General features: G+C 72.2%; 13 protein-coding genes. 7 read left to right on the top strand and 6 right to left on the bottom strand.

The window, feature by feature from the left end:
* The first annotated feature begins 4 nt into the window (after positions 1–4).
* On the top strand, positions 5–772 hold the full coding sequence (locus AC1DZA_RS16890) for a hypothetical protein (protein WP_476773613.1): 768 nt from the start codon (positions 5–7) through the stop codon (positions 770–772).
* Positions 773–781: 9 nt separating this feature from the next.
* Here the strand turns inward: AC1DZA_RS16890 and AC1DZA_RS16885 are convergent, their stop codons facing one another.
* Positions 782–1,582, bottom strand: a complete 801-nt coding sequence (locus AC1DZA_RS16885) for an LLM class F420-dependent oxidoreductase (protein WP_476773612.1) — start codon at positions 1,580–1,582, stop codon at positions 782–784.
* Between the two features lie 98 nt (positions 1,583–1,680).
* Here AC1DZA_RS16885 and AC1DZA_RS16880 point away from each other — a divergent pair, with 98 nt between their 5' ends.
* Both AC1DZA_RS16880 and AC1DZA_RS16875 read left to right on the top strand, forming a co-directional pair.
* Complete coding sequence (locus tag AC1DZA_RS16880) at positions 1,681–2,118, top strand: Lrp/AsnC family transcriptional regulator (RefSeq protein WP_148732865.1); 438 nt, start codon at positions 1,681–1,683, stop codon at positions 2,116–2,118.
* A 34-nt stretch (positions 2,119–2,152) separates the two neighbouring features.
* On the top strand, positions 2,153–2,515 hold the full coding sequence (locus tag AC1DZA_RS16875) for a GntR family transcriptional regulator (protein ID WP_476773611.1): 363 nt from the start codon (positions 2,153–2,155) through the stop codon (positions 2,513–2,515).
* A 12-nt stretch (positions 2,516–2,527) separates the two neighbouring features.
* Here AC1DZA_RS16875 and AC1DZA_RS16870 read toward each other — a convergent pair whose 3' ends face one another.
* Positions 2,528–3,679 carry an SLC13 family permease gene (locus AC1DZA_RS16870; RefSeq protein ID WP_476773610.1) on the bottom strand — a complete coding sequence of 384 codons (1,152 nt, stop codon included), beginning with the start codon at positions 3,677–3,679 and terminating at the stop codon, positions 2,528–2,530.
* Positions 3,680–3,800: 121 nt separating this feature from the next.
* Positions 3,801–4,994: a RimK family alpha-L-glutamate ligase gene (locus AC1DZA_RS16865; protein ID WP_476763606.1), complete on the bottom strand. Its 1,194-nt coding sequence runs from the start codon at positions 4,992–4,994 to the stop codon at positions 3,801–3,803.
* Positions 4,995–5,020: 26 nt separating this feature from the next.
* Between AC1DZA_RS16865 and AC1DZA_RS16860 the strand changes: the two genes are divergently transcribed.
* The gene (locus AC1DZA_RS16860; protein WP_309975278.1) at positions 5,021–5,500 is read left to right on the top strand and encodes an ATP-dependent zinc protease family protein; all 480 of its coding nucleotides are present in this window, start codon (positions 5,021–5,023) and stop codon (positions 5,498–5,500) included.
* A 104-nt stretch (positions 5,501–5,604) separates the two neighbouring features.
* Here AC1DZA_RS16860 and AC1DZA_RS16855 read toward each other — a convergent pair whose 3' ends face one another.
* The gene (locus AC1DZA_RS16855; protein ID WP_476773609.1) at positions 5,605–9,228 is read right to left on the bottom strand and encodes a proline dehydrogenase family protein; all 3,624 of its coding nucleotides are present in this window, start codon (positions 9,226–9,228) and stop codon (positions 5,605–5,607) included.
* A gap of 159 nt (positions 9,229–9,387) precedes the next feature.
* Between AC1DZA_RS16855 and AC1DZA_RS16850 the strand changes: the two genes are divergently transcribed.
* Entirely contained in the window at positions 9,388–10,380 is a 993-nt protein-coding gene (locus tag AC1DZA_RS16850) for a LysR family transcriptional regulator (protein WP_476773608.1), read from the top strand.
* Positions 10,381–10,405: 25 nt separating this feature from the next.
* On the top strand, positions 10,406–10,843 hold the full coding sequence (locus AC1DZA_RS16845; protein WP_476773607.1) for an META domain-containing protein: 438 nt from the start codon (positions 10,406–10,408) through the stop codon (positions 10,841–10,843).
* A gap of 26 nt (positions 10,844–10,869) precedes the next feature.
* On the opposite strand, the gene AC1DZA_RS16840 is transcribed toward AC1DZA_RS16845, so the two are convergent.
* Positions 10,870–11,358: a VOC family protein gene (locus tag AC1DZA_RS16840; protein ID WP_476763392.1), complete on the bottom strand. Its 489-nt coding sequence runs from the start codon at positions 11,356–11,358 to the stop codon at positions 10,870–10,872.
* Between the two features lie 48 nt (positions 11,359–11,406).
* A complete protein-coding gene (locus tag AC1DZA_RS16835) occupies positions 11,407–12,396 on the bottom strand; it encodes a helix-turn-helix transcriptional regulator (RefSeq protein WP_476773606.1) in 990 nt (329 codons plus the stop codon).
* Positions 12,397–12,456: 60 nt separating this feature from the next.
* Between AC1DZA_RS16835 and AC1DZA_RS16830 the strand changes: the two genes are divergently transcribed.
* Positions 12,457–13,506, top strand: a complete 1,050-nt coding sequence (locus tag AC1DZA_RS16830) for an ATP-binding cassette domain-containing protein (RefSeq protein ID WP_476773605.1) — start codon at positions 12,457–12,459, stop codon at positions 13,504–13,506.
* The last annotated feature ends 36 nt before the right edge of the window (positions 13,507–13,542 follow it).

Raw genomic sequence — 13,542 nt, 5'->3', positions numbered from 1 at the left:
CCCGATGCAGGTCGACGACATCGCACGGCTGGAGCGCATCGCGTTCGGTGCCGGGTCGACCGAGGAGGAACGCCGGCGCGCCGCCGACGAACTGCGGACACTGCGCGAGGCCGAGTTCGAGGCCGCGAGTGCGGAGGTCGGCGGAGCGGACGCGGATCCGCGGCCCGACGAGAGCGTGGGCGCTGCGGCATCCGGCGATGAACCGGCCGACGCCACCGCTGACGCGGCCGGCCGGCGCATGGCGGTGCGCGTCGGCGTCATCGTCGGCGCGGCAGCCCTCGTGCTCGGCGTGGTCGCCGGCACTCAGCTCGACCGGCTCACGGGAAGCGCCGAGACGGGTGTTCCCGTCACCGCACCGACGGTGAACCCCGAGCCGTTGCTGCAGGCCGACGTGCTCGCCGCGAAGCCGGTCGCGCTCGAGACCTCCGCCGCGGAGGTCTTCGCCCGGCCGGCCACGCCGGCGGACGTCCCCGAGCTCGACGGCCAAGGCGGTCCCATCGACTTCGGAGCGGGCCCGGTCGAGACCCGGCTGCTCTTCGTCGGGCTTGACGGGGTCGAGATCTTCGCCGCACGCGACGGCGACGATCTCTGCCTGCTCGTTCCGACACCCGACCCCGGCTTCAACGGCGCATGCACGGATGATGGCCGTTTCCCTCCCGAGGGGCTCCGGGTCGCCGTGAGCGGCGTTGATGCCACCTCGACTGCCGTGATCTGGTACCCCGACGGCTCAGTGCGCGTCGGGCTGCTCGGCTACATCCAGGAGCCGCAGTAGCGGCATCCGCTAGCCGTTCTTGGCGTCGCGCCAGGCGAGCCACTCCGGCACGGTCGAGAAGTCGTAATCGGGCCCGCTGAGGCCGAGCGTGAAGAGGCGCACGCCGGCGTCGTACAGGGCGTCGGCGTACTCGACGTCGACCCGGCCGCGGGTGAGCTCGTTCGACACGGTGATCTCCGACACGTCGCGCCCGACCTCCTCGCCCCACTGCGCGAGCACGCTCAGCTTGTGCGGCAGGTCGGCGGGCGACACGAACGAGTGCCAGATGTCGGCGTGCCGGGCCACGATCTTCAGGGTCTTCTGCTCGCCCTTGCCGCCGATCATCACGGGGATCTTGCGGGTGGGCGGCGGGTTCAGCTTCGTCCACCGCTCCTCGATGCGGGGCAGCGCAGCGGCGAGCGCGTTCAGGCGCGTGCCGGGGGTGCCGAAGTCGTAGCCGTACTCGTCGTAGTCGCGCTCGAACCAGCCCGACCCGGTGCCGAAGATGAACCGGCCCTCGCCGCCCTTCGCGCTGATGTGGTCGAGCGTACGGGCCATGTCGGCCTGCAGGTCGGCGTTCCGGTAGGAGTTGCAGCTCACGAGCGTGCCGAACTCCATGCGCTCGGTCTGCTCGGCCCACGCGCCGAGCATGGTCCAGGCCTCGAAGTGCAGCCCGTCGCGGTCGCCGGTGAGCGGGAAGAAGTGGTCCCAGTTGAAGACGATATCGACGCCGAGGTCCTCGGCGCGAAGCACCGCGTCGCGCATGGCGGGATAGTGGGCGTGCTGGGGTTGCAGCTGGAGTCCGAGGCGAACGGGAGAAGCAGAGGTCATGCATCGAGCCTAGGCAGCGCATGGAAAGCGTTGCCCCGCACGCAGGAAACCTGCGTCCACCACTGTGACAACGCAACGAATCAGCGTAGACTCCCGGCATGGACAACCTCGATCGCGCCATCCTCGACCTGCTCCGCCAGAACGCGCGAGCGGGCTACGGCGACATCGGGTCCTCCGTGGGGCTCTCCGCCTCAGCGGTCAAGCGGCGGGTCGACCGCCTCGTCGCCGACGGCGTCATCCGGTCGTTCACCATCCAGGTCGATCCGACCGTCGACGGCATGAGCACCGAGGCCTACGTCGAGCTGTTCTGCCGCGGCACGGTCGCACCCGACGAACTGCAGCGCATCCTCCAGGGAGTGCCCGAGGTGGTCTACGCCGGCACGGTCACGGGCAGCGCCGACGCGATCGTGCACATGCGCGCCCGCGACATCACCTCCCTCGAAGACGCCCTCGAACGCGTGCGCATCGCCCCCAACGTCGACCACACGCGCAGCGCGATCGTGCTGTCGCGCCTCGTGAACCGCAACCGGGACTGACGATGACGGATGCCGCGGGCGCGGAGCAGCGCGCATGAAGCTGTCGATCGACCCCGCCGCATCCGCCCCGCCCTTCGAGCAGCTGCGCCGCCAGGTCGTCGACGCGGTCTCCGACGGGTCCCTCGCACCCGGCGCGCGGATGCCGACCGTTCGCGCCCTCGCGGCGGAGCTCGACCTCGCCGTGAACACCGTGGCGAAGGCCTACCGCGCCCTCGAGGACGACCACGTGCTCGAGGGCCGGGGCCGCGCGGGCACGTTCGTCTCAGCGACGGGCGACCCCGCGACGCGCGAGGCGCAGCTCGCTGCCATGGCCTACGCCGATCGGGTGCAGCACCTCGGCCTCGGCGAGGGCGAGGCGATCGCGCTCGTCACGACGGCCCTCCGCGCCGAGCGCTGACGCGCGGCCGGTTCAAGCTGTCGCGGCGAGCGCGAGCGTCGCCGACACGACGACCAGCGGTGCGGCGACGAGTCCCAGCAGCATGAACTTCGGCCACGAGATCTCGACGCCGGTCGACACCAGGCGCGAATGCCAGAGCAGCGTCGCGAGCGAGCCCCAAGGGGTGATGATGGCCCCGGCGTTCACCCCGATGAGCAACGCCATCAGCCGCACGGGGTCATCGGCGAACGGCTCGAGCGCCAGGTAGGCCGGCAGGTTGTTCGCGAGGTTCGCCGACACCGCGCCCGCGCCCGCGAGGCGCAGCAGGTCGAGCGGCGAATCCCCCGTGCCCGCGATGACGGCGAGCACGTCGGTCGCTCGAACCGCGTGCAGCGCCTCGACCGCGAGGAAGAGTCCCGACGCGAACACCACGAGCTGCCAGGGCACGAGCTGGAACCGCAGCACCGACGGGCGCCGCAGGGCGAACGCGATCACGAGCACGACGGCGGCGACGGTCGCGGGGATCCAGACCTCGACACCCGAGACGAGCAGCGGCACGAGCAGCGCGAGCGTGGCCACGGCGACCCAGAAGAGCACGCGGTCGTCGGGTGGGCTCGCCGTCTCTGGCTCGAACCGGGCGAGCAGTTGTCGCGGCCGCGTCGCGAAGATGACGACGGCGGTGACGGCGGTCGCCACCGCCGCGGGCGCGGCGGCCAGCGCGGCGAACTGCACCGGATGCAGGTCGAGCTGCTCCGCGGCGAGCAGGTTCGTCAGGTTCGAGACGGGCAGCAGCAGGGAGCCCGTGTTCGCGATCCACACCGTGGTGAGCGCGAACGGGATCGGCGAGATGCGCGCGTGCGCCGCGAGCGCCACGACGACCGGTGTGAGCAGCACGGCCGTGGTGTCGAGCGAGAGGAAGATCGTCGAGGCCGTCGCGAGCACCAGCACGAGCAGCCAGAGCACGATCGCATGACCCCTGGCGAGCGACGCGAGCCGCTCGGCGATCACCCGGAAGAGGCCGGCCTCGGCGGCGAGCTCCGCCACGACGGTGACCGCCACCACGAACCCGAGGATCGGCAGCACGCGCGCGGCGAGCTCGGCGATCGCCTCGGGCGTGAGCACGCCGGCGAGCGCCGCCACGGCCCCGACCGCCAGCAGCACTCCCCCGACGATCGCGATGCGCACCGCACGACGTTACCTCGCGCAGCGGCCGCTCGACGACGGGCGCGGGCACGCGGCATCCGCTCGGCTCCGCTGCGCTCGCCCGCGGCGTCCGCTCGTTCGCGGCATCCGCTCGCCCGAGCCGTCAGCTCGCCTCGGGGATCGGCTCCTTCGGAAGCTTGCGCACCTTCGCGCGACGTCGGCGCCGTTCGGGGATCATCGAGCGCATCTCCTCGAGGCGCCCGAAGCAGAGCAGCCGGTCCTCGCCCTCGAGCACCACGCCCTTGCGCGGGTTGGGGATGACGGTCGTGCCGCGGTGGAGCGTGAGCACCGTGATGTCGCGCTCCCACAGGCCCGACTCGCCGAGGGTCGTGCCGACGAGGTCGGCGTTGCCGTGCACGAGGAGCTCGGCGACGCCGTACCCGGTCGAGACGGTGAGCCGCTGGCGCACGTCGATCTCGGGGAACGCCACCTGGTTCGCGATGTAGTCGATGATGGCGCCCGCCACGTCGAGCTTGGTGGCCGTCTCGATGCCCTGCAGGCCCGGCGACGAGTTGACCTCCATGACGAGCGGCCCCTCGTTGCCCTCGAGCATGTCGACGCCCGCCACCTTCAGTCCCATGATCTGCGCCGAGCGCACCGCCGCCTGCTCGTACTCGGGCGCGAGCTCGACCGGCTCGACGGTGCCGCCGCGGTGCACGTTCGAGCGGAACTCATCGCCGCTGGCCACCCGCCGCATGGCCGCGACGACGCGGTCGCCGACCACGAGGGCACGGATGTCGCGGCCACGGCTCTCCTTGATGAATCGCTGGATCAACACGTTCTGCTTCGTGGAGTGCAGGGTCTCGATGATGGCCTCGGCGACCTTCACCTCGGGCGCCAGGATGACGCCGATGCCCTGCGTGCCCTCGAGCAGCTTGATGACGACGGGCGCGCCGCCGACCTGCTCGATCGCAGGGCGCACGTCGGCGCGGTTGCGCACGAAGGCGGTCGCGGGCATGCCGATGTTGTGCCGCGAGAGGATCTGGTTGGCGCGGAGCTTGTCGCGCGCGTTGGTGATGCCGTTCGCGGTGTTGGGCGTATAGACGTCCATCTGCTCGAACTGGCGCACCACGGCGGTGCCGAAGTAGGTGATCGAGTTGCCGATGCGCGGCAGGATGGCGTCGTAGTCGCTCAGCCGCCGGCCGCGGTATTGCAGGTCGGGCTCGGTGCCCGACAGGTCGATGCCGAAACGCAGCGTGTTGAGCACCTTCACGTCGTGGCCGCGCTGCTGGGCGGCGGTGCGCAGCCGCTGCGTGGAGTACGCCTGCGGGGCGCGCGAGAGGATCGCAAGTTTCATCGTTGAGCCCCTGAGAAGATGGTCGAGTGACAGAGCCCCCCTATTCAAGCACCATCGTCGGATGGCGCGAATGGGTGACCCTGCCCGGCGCGGGCGTCCCCTGGATCAAGGCCAAGATCGACACCGGTGCGCGCACCTCGTCGCTGCACGCGTTCGACGTCGAGGAGTTCCGGCGCGACGACGGCGCCGATGCGGTGCGCTTCGGCGTGCGGCCGTGGCAGGACAGCGACGAGGACGCCGTGGTCGTCGAGTGCCCCGTGCACGACCGTCGAACGGTGCGCAGCTCGTCGGGTCACACCGAGGAGCGCGTCGTCGTGCTCATGGACGTGACGCTGCACGGCCGCATGATGAGCGCCGAGATCACGCTCACCAACCGCGACGAGATGGGCTTCCGCATGCTCATCGGGCGCGAGGCGCTCCGCAACGGGTTCCTCGTCTCGCCCGGCGAGTCGTTCCTCGGGGGCCGCGCCCCGCGGCCGGTGCGCCGCCTCAACCGCGGGCGCTGACCCGAGCGGCGCACCACGCGCAGCGGAATCCCCGATTCGCGGCAGATTCCCGTTCATCGTGGATTCCGGCGCGACCCGGGGATTCCGGCGCGGTGGACCGCCTGCTAGATCACGCCGTCGGAGATCGTCGTCGGGTTGCCGAACCGGTGGTTCGTGATCGAGATCGCCTGCTCGTGCAGGAACGGCAGCAGCTCGACCCGGCCCGACGGCGTCACGGGATGCGACCACACCGCGACATCCGGAGTGCCGCCGAGCGCCCGTGCGAGCGCTGACGCGTCACCGCCCACGAGGCGCACCCGGGATGCCCCGACGCCCTGCTTCCCGACGCCGGCGAGCCATTCGCCGTCGCCCTCGCGGACGACGCGGATGTCGCGGGACCCGAGGATGGTGCGCACGGCCTTCGGCAGCTCGACCGCGGTCGACACGGTGAGCGGCGCCTTGGCGAGCAGGCCCGCGGCGATGACGCGCAGCCCCTCGCCGAGGGTCGCCGCCTCGCCGATGCGCACGGCGACGGGTAGCGGGCGGTAGCGGAACAGGTTCCGCTCGACGCCGACGCCCGAGACGTCCTTCACCGCGCCGTACTCCTCGGCCCAGGCGACCTCGTCCGAGAGGGCCGAGCGGCGAAGCAGGTCGAACGACTCGTAGTCGAGCGCCGACTGCGACGCCTCGATGAGCTCCGAGACCCGCTTCTCGAGGCCGCGCAGGTGCAGGGTGGTCGAGGAGGCGCCGTGCTCGGGCATCCACTCGCCGAGGCCGAACAGGTAGTTCGGTCCGCCCGCCTTCGCCCCGGCGCCGACGGCCGAGCGCTTCCAGCCGCCGAAGGGCTGGCGCTGCACGATGGCGCCGGTGATGCCGCGGTTGACGTAGAGGTTGCCGGCCTCGACCTTGTCGAGCCAGGTGGCGACCTCGTCGGAGTCGAGCGAGTGCAGGCCCGCGGTGAGGCCGTAGTCGACGGCGTTCTGCAGGCGGATGGCCTCGTCGAGGTCCTTCGCGTGCATGACGCCGAGCACCGGGCCGAAGAACTCGGTCAGGTGGAAGTACGAGCCTGGGGCGACGTCAGCGCGGATGCCCGGCGACCAGAGGCGGCCCGTGGCGTCGAGCTGCTTCGGCTCGACGAGCCATTCCTCACCGATGCCGAGCTGGGTGAGCGCGTGCAGCAGCTTGCCGTTCGCGGGCTCGATGATCGGTCCCATCTGGCTCTGCGGGTGCTCGGGGTAGCCGACGCGCAGCGAGGTCGCGGCGTCGACGAGCTGGCGGCGGAACCGCTCCGACTTGGCCACCGACCCGACCAGGATCACGAGCGACGCGGCCGAGCACTTCTGGCCGGCGTGGCCGAACGCGCTCTTCACGACGTCGGATGCCGCGAGGTCGAGGTCGGCCGAAGGCGTCACGATGATCGCGTTCTTGCCGCTGGTCTCGGCGAGCAGCGGCAGGTCGGGGCGGAACGAGCGGAACAGCTGCGCGGTCTCGTACGCGCCCGTCAGGATCACGCGGTCGACCGCGGGGTGGGCGACGAGCTGCCGCCCGAGCTCGCGTTCGCCGATGTCGACGAGGGCGAGCAGGTCGCGGGGCACGCCCGCCTCCCACAGCGCCTCGACCATGACTGCACCCGAGCGCTGGGCGAGCTTCGCGGGCTTGATGACGACGCCCGAGCCGGCGGCGAGCGCGGCGAGCACGCCGCCCGCGGGAATGGCCACGGGGAAATTCCACGGCGGGGTGACCACGGTGAGCTTCGGCGGCACGAACACGGCGCCCTGCACGTGGTCGAGCTCGCGGGCCCGCTCGGCGTAGTAGTGGGCGAAGTCGATGGCCTCGCTGATCTCGGGGTCGGCCTCGGCGATCGTCTTGCCCGTCTCGGCCGCCATGACCTCGATGAGGCGGTCCCGGTTCGCGGCGAGCGCGATGCCCGCGCGGTGTAGCACGGCGGCGCGCTCGGCGCCGGGCAGCTCCCCCCACGCACGGCCGCGGTCGGCGGCGGTCTGGATGACGCGCTCGAGCGCGGCCCCGTCGTCGATGCGCGCGCCGGCGATGGTGTCGAGGCCGAGGCGCGACTCGGGCACCCGCGCCAGGATGCGGCGGCCCCACTCGCGGTTGGCGGCGAGGGCGGGGTCGGTGTCGGGCTCGTTGCGGAAGCCGGGGGTGACCCCGGGTCCGGCGGGCGTCGCCTGGGCAGCGGATGCCGCGGCATCCGTCGGCGCGACGAGATCGAGCCCGCCCGAGCCCCGCGTGATCTCGAGCACGGTGCTGGTGAGCGACGCGTCCTCGTGCTCGGTACCGGGCGCCGGGGCATCCGGAACCGCCATGGCCGCCGCGAGCGCCTCGTCGGTCCACTCGGTACGTCGGTTCTGGGTGCGGTTCGGCGCGGGCGTGCGGCCGTCGTCCGCCTCGAGCGCGGCGAGCGAGCGGAGGTAGCGGTCCTGCTCGCGCTGGAACAGGCCGCGGTCGTTCGCGAGCTCGAACACGGCGGACATGAAGTTGTCCTGGCTCGCGTTCTCCTCGAGGCGGCGGATCAGGTAGGCGATCGCCACGTCGAACTCGCTGGGGTTCACGACGGGCGTGTAGAGGAGGAGGTTGCCGACGTCGCGGCGCACCGCCTCCGCCTGGCCGGTGGCCATGCCGAGGAGCATCTCGAACTCGACGCGCGACTCGACGTGCCGCTCGCGGGCGGTGAGCCACGCGTGCGCGACGTCGAAGAGGTTGTGGCCGGCGATGCCGAGCTTCACCGCGTCGGTGTGCTCGGGCGTCATGGACCAGTGCAGCACGCGCTTGTAGTTGGTGTCGGAGTCCTGCTTGGTCGCATAGGTGGCGACGGGCCAGTCGTGGATCGCCGCGTCGACGTGCTCCATGGCGAGGTTGGCGCCCTTCACGACGCGCACCTTGATCGGCGCGCCACCGGCCTGGCGGCGGGCGGTGGCCCACGCGGTGAGCTCCTGCATCGCCCCGAGCGCGTCGGGCAGGTAGGTCTGCAGCACGATGCCGGCCTCGAGGCCGCGCAACTGCGGCTGGTCGAGCAGGGTGGTGAACACCGCGATCGTCAGGTCGAGGTCGCGGTACTCCTCCATGTCGAGGTTGATGAACTTCGGAGTCGCACTCTTGGCGGCCAGCTCGTAGAGCGGGGTGAGCTTGGCGACGACCTTGGCGACGGCCTCGTCGAACGACCACATCGAGAGCTGGCTGACGACGCTCGACACCTTGATCGACACGTAGTCGACGTCGTCGCGGGCGAGGAACTCGTAGGTGCCGCGCAGGCGACGGTCGGCCTCGTCCTCGCCGAGCACGGCCTCGCCGAGGAGGTTGAGGTTCAGGCGGTTGCCCGATTCGCGGAGCTTCGCGATCGCCGGGCCGAGCTTGGCCGGGGTCGCGTCGAGCACGAGGTGCCCGACCATGGCGCGCAGCACGCGGCGGGCGATGGGGATGACGAGCCACGGGAACGCGGGCGCGACGAAGCCGCCGAGGCGCACGGCGCCGCGCAGGTACCACGGCAGGAACTTCGGGGTGAGCTTCGCGACGTGCTCGAGGTTGCGGCCGGCGACGCCCAGGTCTTCGGGGCGCATCACGCCGTCGACGAAGCCGACGGTGAAGGCGAGTCCGTTGGGGTCCTTCAGCACGCCGGCCAGCCGCTCGGCGGCGGGATCGACGGGGTGGTCGGCGCTCTCGGTGAGCCAGCGGCGTACGAGGGCGACGACGTGGTCGGTGCTCGGCGTCAGATCCGTGGCGGCGTTCGACATGGTCACGAGGCTAGTGTCCTTTGCTTCGGGCGCGCCGGGCGGGTGCGCGCGCCTGTCGCGTTCAGTATGCGACGCGGCATCCGTTCAGTACAGCGAATGAATCTGACGGATACTATTCGGTAAAGCCGAATGATTTCTGAGGAGACGGAGGCCCAAGGCATGCTCGACGTTCGACGGCTGCGACTGCTCGTGGAGCTCAGCCAGCGCGGCACCCTGGCCGCCGTGGCCGACGCCCTCTCGTACAGCCCCTCGTCGGTCTCGCAGCAGCTCAGCCAGCTCGAGAAGGAGGCCGGCGTGCCGCTGCTCGAGCAGGTCGGCCGGCGCGTGCAGCTGACCCCGCAGGCCCAGCTGCTCGTCGGCCACGCCCGGGCCGTGCTCGACCGGCTGGAGGAGGCCGAGGCGGATGTCGCGCGCTCGCTCACCGCCGTCGGCGGCACGGTGCGCATCGCCGTGTTCCAGTCCGCCGCGCACGCCATGGTGCCGCAGGCGCTCACCCTCCTCCGCGCCGAGCATCCCGCGCTGCGGGTGGAGGTCACCGAGCGCGAGCCCGACGCCGGTCTCTTCGAGGTCTCGGCGCGCGACTTCGACCTGGTCATCGCCGAGCAGTACCCGGGTCACACGCGTGCGCACCGCGACGACCTCGATCGGGTGCACCTCGCCTCCGACGCGATCCGGCTCGCCCTGCCGCCGCATCCGTCGTCCGCTCGCGGACGCACCTCCTGGACGCGCACGCCGGAAATGAGCGGGTCGATTCCCGCCGACGCGTCCACCAGGTCAGCGGATGCCGCGGGCACGGCGCTCGAAGCGGCGGCGCGCCTCCCGTGGGTGCTCGAGCCCCAGGGCACGGCGTCGCGCGAATGGGCCGAGCAGCTCTGCCGGGAGGCGGGCTTCGAGCCCGACGTGCGCTTCGAGACGGCCGACCTCATGGCGCACATCCGGCTCATCAGATCGGGCAACGCCGTCGGGCTGCTGCCCGACCTCGTCTGGGCGGGTGAGGCGCCGAGCGTCGAGCTCGTCGACCTGCCGGGACATCCCGAGCGCGAGGTCTTCAGCTCGACGAGGCTCGCCGCCGCCGAACGGCCCGGCGTCGTGGCCTGTCGCGACGCCCTCGCCCGTGCCGCCCGCGCGTCGGCGATTCCCGCGGGACGCTGAGCGCCCCGGGCGTACGATGTGCCGCATGCGACGGATGCTGCGCACCACCACCCTGGCCGGAACCATCCTCCTCGCGGCGGCGCTCGCGCTGTCCGGCTGCGCCGGGGTCGTCGCCGCGGGCGGCGGCAGCGCGAGCGCCTCGGCCTCGGCGAGCGCCAAGGGCTCGAGCAGCGAGAGCGCCGTGGGCGAGTGGGGCGATGTGGACGACTCCACGCAGCCGTCGCTCGTGCTCGCGAAGGACGGCACGCTCACCGGCACCGACGGCTGCAACCAGCTCAACGGCGGGTGGACGCAGGAGGGCGACACGGTGACGTTCTCGAACGTGGCGTCCACCATGATGATGTGCGCCGACGTCGACACGTGGCTCGCCGGGCTCGACACCGCGAAGGTGGACGGGTCGACGATGACCGTGTACGGCCCGGCCGGCCGCAAGGTCGGCACCCTCGAACGCGCCGACGGGTAGGCCTGGCCGGCCCGCCGCGGCGCGGGCTACACCGGTCCCGGCCCTCCGGCGCCGAACGCATCGACCTCCGGGTCGTAGCCGAGCACGGCATTGCCCACCTCTGCCGGCTCGTGCATCCAGGGCGTGTAGCTCACGCCCACGAGGAGGCCCTCGGGGCTCAGGAGGCGCGAGGTCGTCTGCCCCCACGGCTCCTCGTGCGCGCCGATGAGGATCTCGTGCCCGCTCGACCGCAGTTCCTCGACCGCCTCGCCGACGGCCGCAGGCGTCTCGACGTCGAACTCGATCCACGCCTGCGGCACGGGACGATCGGTCGGCCACTCGGTCGTGCCGAACGTGGCCTGGGCCGCCTGGCTGAGCGGCCAGATCGCGAACGCGTTGACGCCCGGCAACTCCTCGGTGTGGAAGTACCCCTCGTCCTCGCTGAACGGGATGCCGAGCGCGCCGCGCCAGAAGTCGGCCGACGAGGAGTCGGCGGTGCCGATGGGGCCGAAGCCGGCCACGAATGCGATATCCATGCGCCAAGGGAACGCCGCATCACCGGCATCCGCAACCCCGATGGGGGCTCAGGCGGTCGGTTCGACCGCGGCGACGAGCCGGGCGCTGTGCGCCGTGAGGAAGTCGAGCAGGTCGGGCGGCCCCTCCACGCGATAGCCCGCCCCCGGCGGCAGCCAGACGAGCGCCATCGCGAGGGCCTGGGGCCCCTCCGCCTCGAGCGGCCAGACGCACCGGGCGGGACCGTCGGCCACCACGTCGCGGCCATACGGCCCGAGGTGCTCCATCAGCTCTGCTCGCGGCAGGTCGACGATCACGCGCGCACGCACGCTGCGGTCGCGGTACCGCAGGGCGGTCTCCACCCGCCGGCGCGCCGCCTCGTCGGTCATCGGCCGCGGCTCGAACCGCACCCTCGTCTGGAACACGTCGCTGATGCGGTCGAGCCGGAAGGTGCGCCAGTCCTCGCGCTGGCGATCCCACGCGAGCAGGTACCAGCGCCGGGCCACGGGCACGAGCCGGTAGGGCTCGACGACGCGCGAGGTCGACTCGCCCGCGGCATCCGTGTAGTTGAATCGCAGTCGCTCGGAGTCACGGCACCCGAGCGCGAGCAGCCCGAGCAGCTCGGTGTCGATCTCGGGCGCCGGGCGGCCGGATGACTCGCGCGTGCCCGCGCCCACGGTGGCGTGCGACTGCAGCGCGTCGATGCGTCGGCGCAGGGCGGGCGGCAGCACCTGCTCGATCTTCGCCAGCGCGCTGAGCGTGGTGTGCTCGGCCCCGCGCAGCCCGGCCGTCGCCTGCGAGCGCAGGCCGACGGCGATCGCGACGCCCTCGTCGTCGGTGAGGAGCAGTGGCGGCAACCCGGTGCCGGCCTCCAGACGGTAGCCGCCCGCGCTCCCCCGCATCGACTCGATGCCGTAGCCCAGCTCGCGCAGGCGCTCCACGTCGCGCCGCAGCGTGCGGTCCGAGACGCCGAGGCGGTCCACGAGTTCCTGGGCCGGCCAGTGCCGGTGGCTCTGCAGCAGGGAGAGGAGTTCGAGCGTCCTCGAGGTGGTGGCGGCCATGTTCCAAGTATGGCTTTCATGCGGACAGAAAGTGACCGGATATCTCGGAAGACTGGCCTCATGACGAACCACAACCGAACGAACGAGATGATCACCGCCCGAGGCCTCACGAAGACGTTCCGCTCCAAGGGGCAGGTCGTCGAGGCCGTCCGCTCCGTCGACCTCTCCGTCGGAGCCGGAGAGCTCGTCGCCTTCCTCGGCCCGAACGGCGCCGGAAAGTCGACGACGCTTCGCATGCTCACGACGCTGCTCCCGCCGACCGCGGGCGAGGCCACGGTCGCCGGCTGCGACATCCGCCGCGACCCCGCCGGCGTGCGCCGCCGCATCGGCTACGTCGGCCAGGGCAGTTCGGGCGGGCACACGCAGCGGGTGCGCGACGAGCTGCACGCGCAGGGCGCGTTCTACGGGCTCGGTCGCCGTGAGAGCCGCGCCCGCGCCGCCGAACTCGTGGAGTCCCTCGAGCTCGGCCAGGTGGCGAACCGGCAGGTCCAGTCGCTCTCGGGCGGCCAGAAGCGCCGACTCGACATCGCCCTCGGCCTCATCCACCGCCCCGAACTGCTCTTCCTCGACGAGCCGTCGACGGGGCTCGACCCGCACAGCCGGGCCAACCTCTGGGAGCACATCGTCGACCTCCGTCGCACGACGGGCACCACGATCTTCCTCACCACGCACTACCTCGACGAGGCCGACCAGCTCGCCGAGCGCGTCATGGTCATGGACCACGGCGCGGTCATCGCCGACGACACGGCGTGGGCGCTCAAGGAGTCGCTCGCCGGCGACCGGGTGACGCTCGCCTTCGCCTCGGCGACGGATGCCGCGGCCGCCGCCGCGCGGATCGGCGGGTCGGTCGACGGCACGGCCGGGACCGATCGCACGGTCGTGACGGCGACGGTCTCGGACGGCGACCGGGCACTCCCCCGTTGGATCCGGGAGCTCGCCGATGCCGGCCTCGAGGTCGTCGCCGCCACCCACCGCCAGCCCACGCTCGACGACGTGTTCCTCGCGCTCACGGGCCGGAGCCTCCGCGAGGAGGCCGCCGCCGCGGCGCCCGCCGCCGCATCCGCCGAGCCCGCCGCCGCATCCGCCGAGCCCGCCGCCGCCGCCGCCTGACCCCAGCACCACCCACCGAAATGTAGGAAGACACGC

It is taken from the genome of Agromyces sp. P2_B3 (assembly GCF_056404815.1).
The sequence above is the reverse complement of the archived record's forward strand: the minus strand, read 5'-3'. Positions and strand labels throughout refer to the sequence as shown.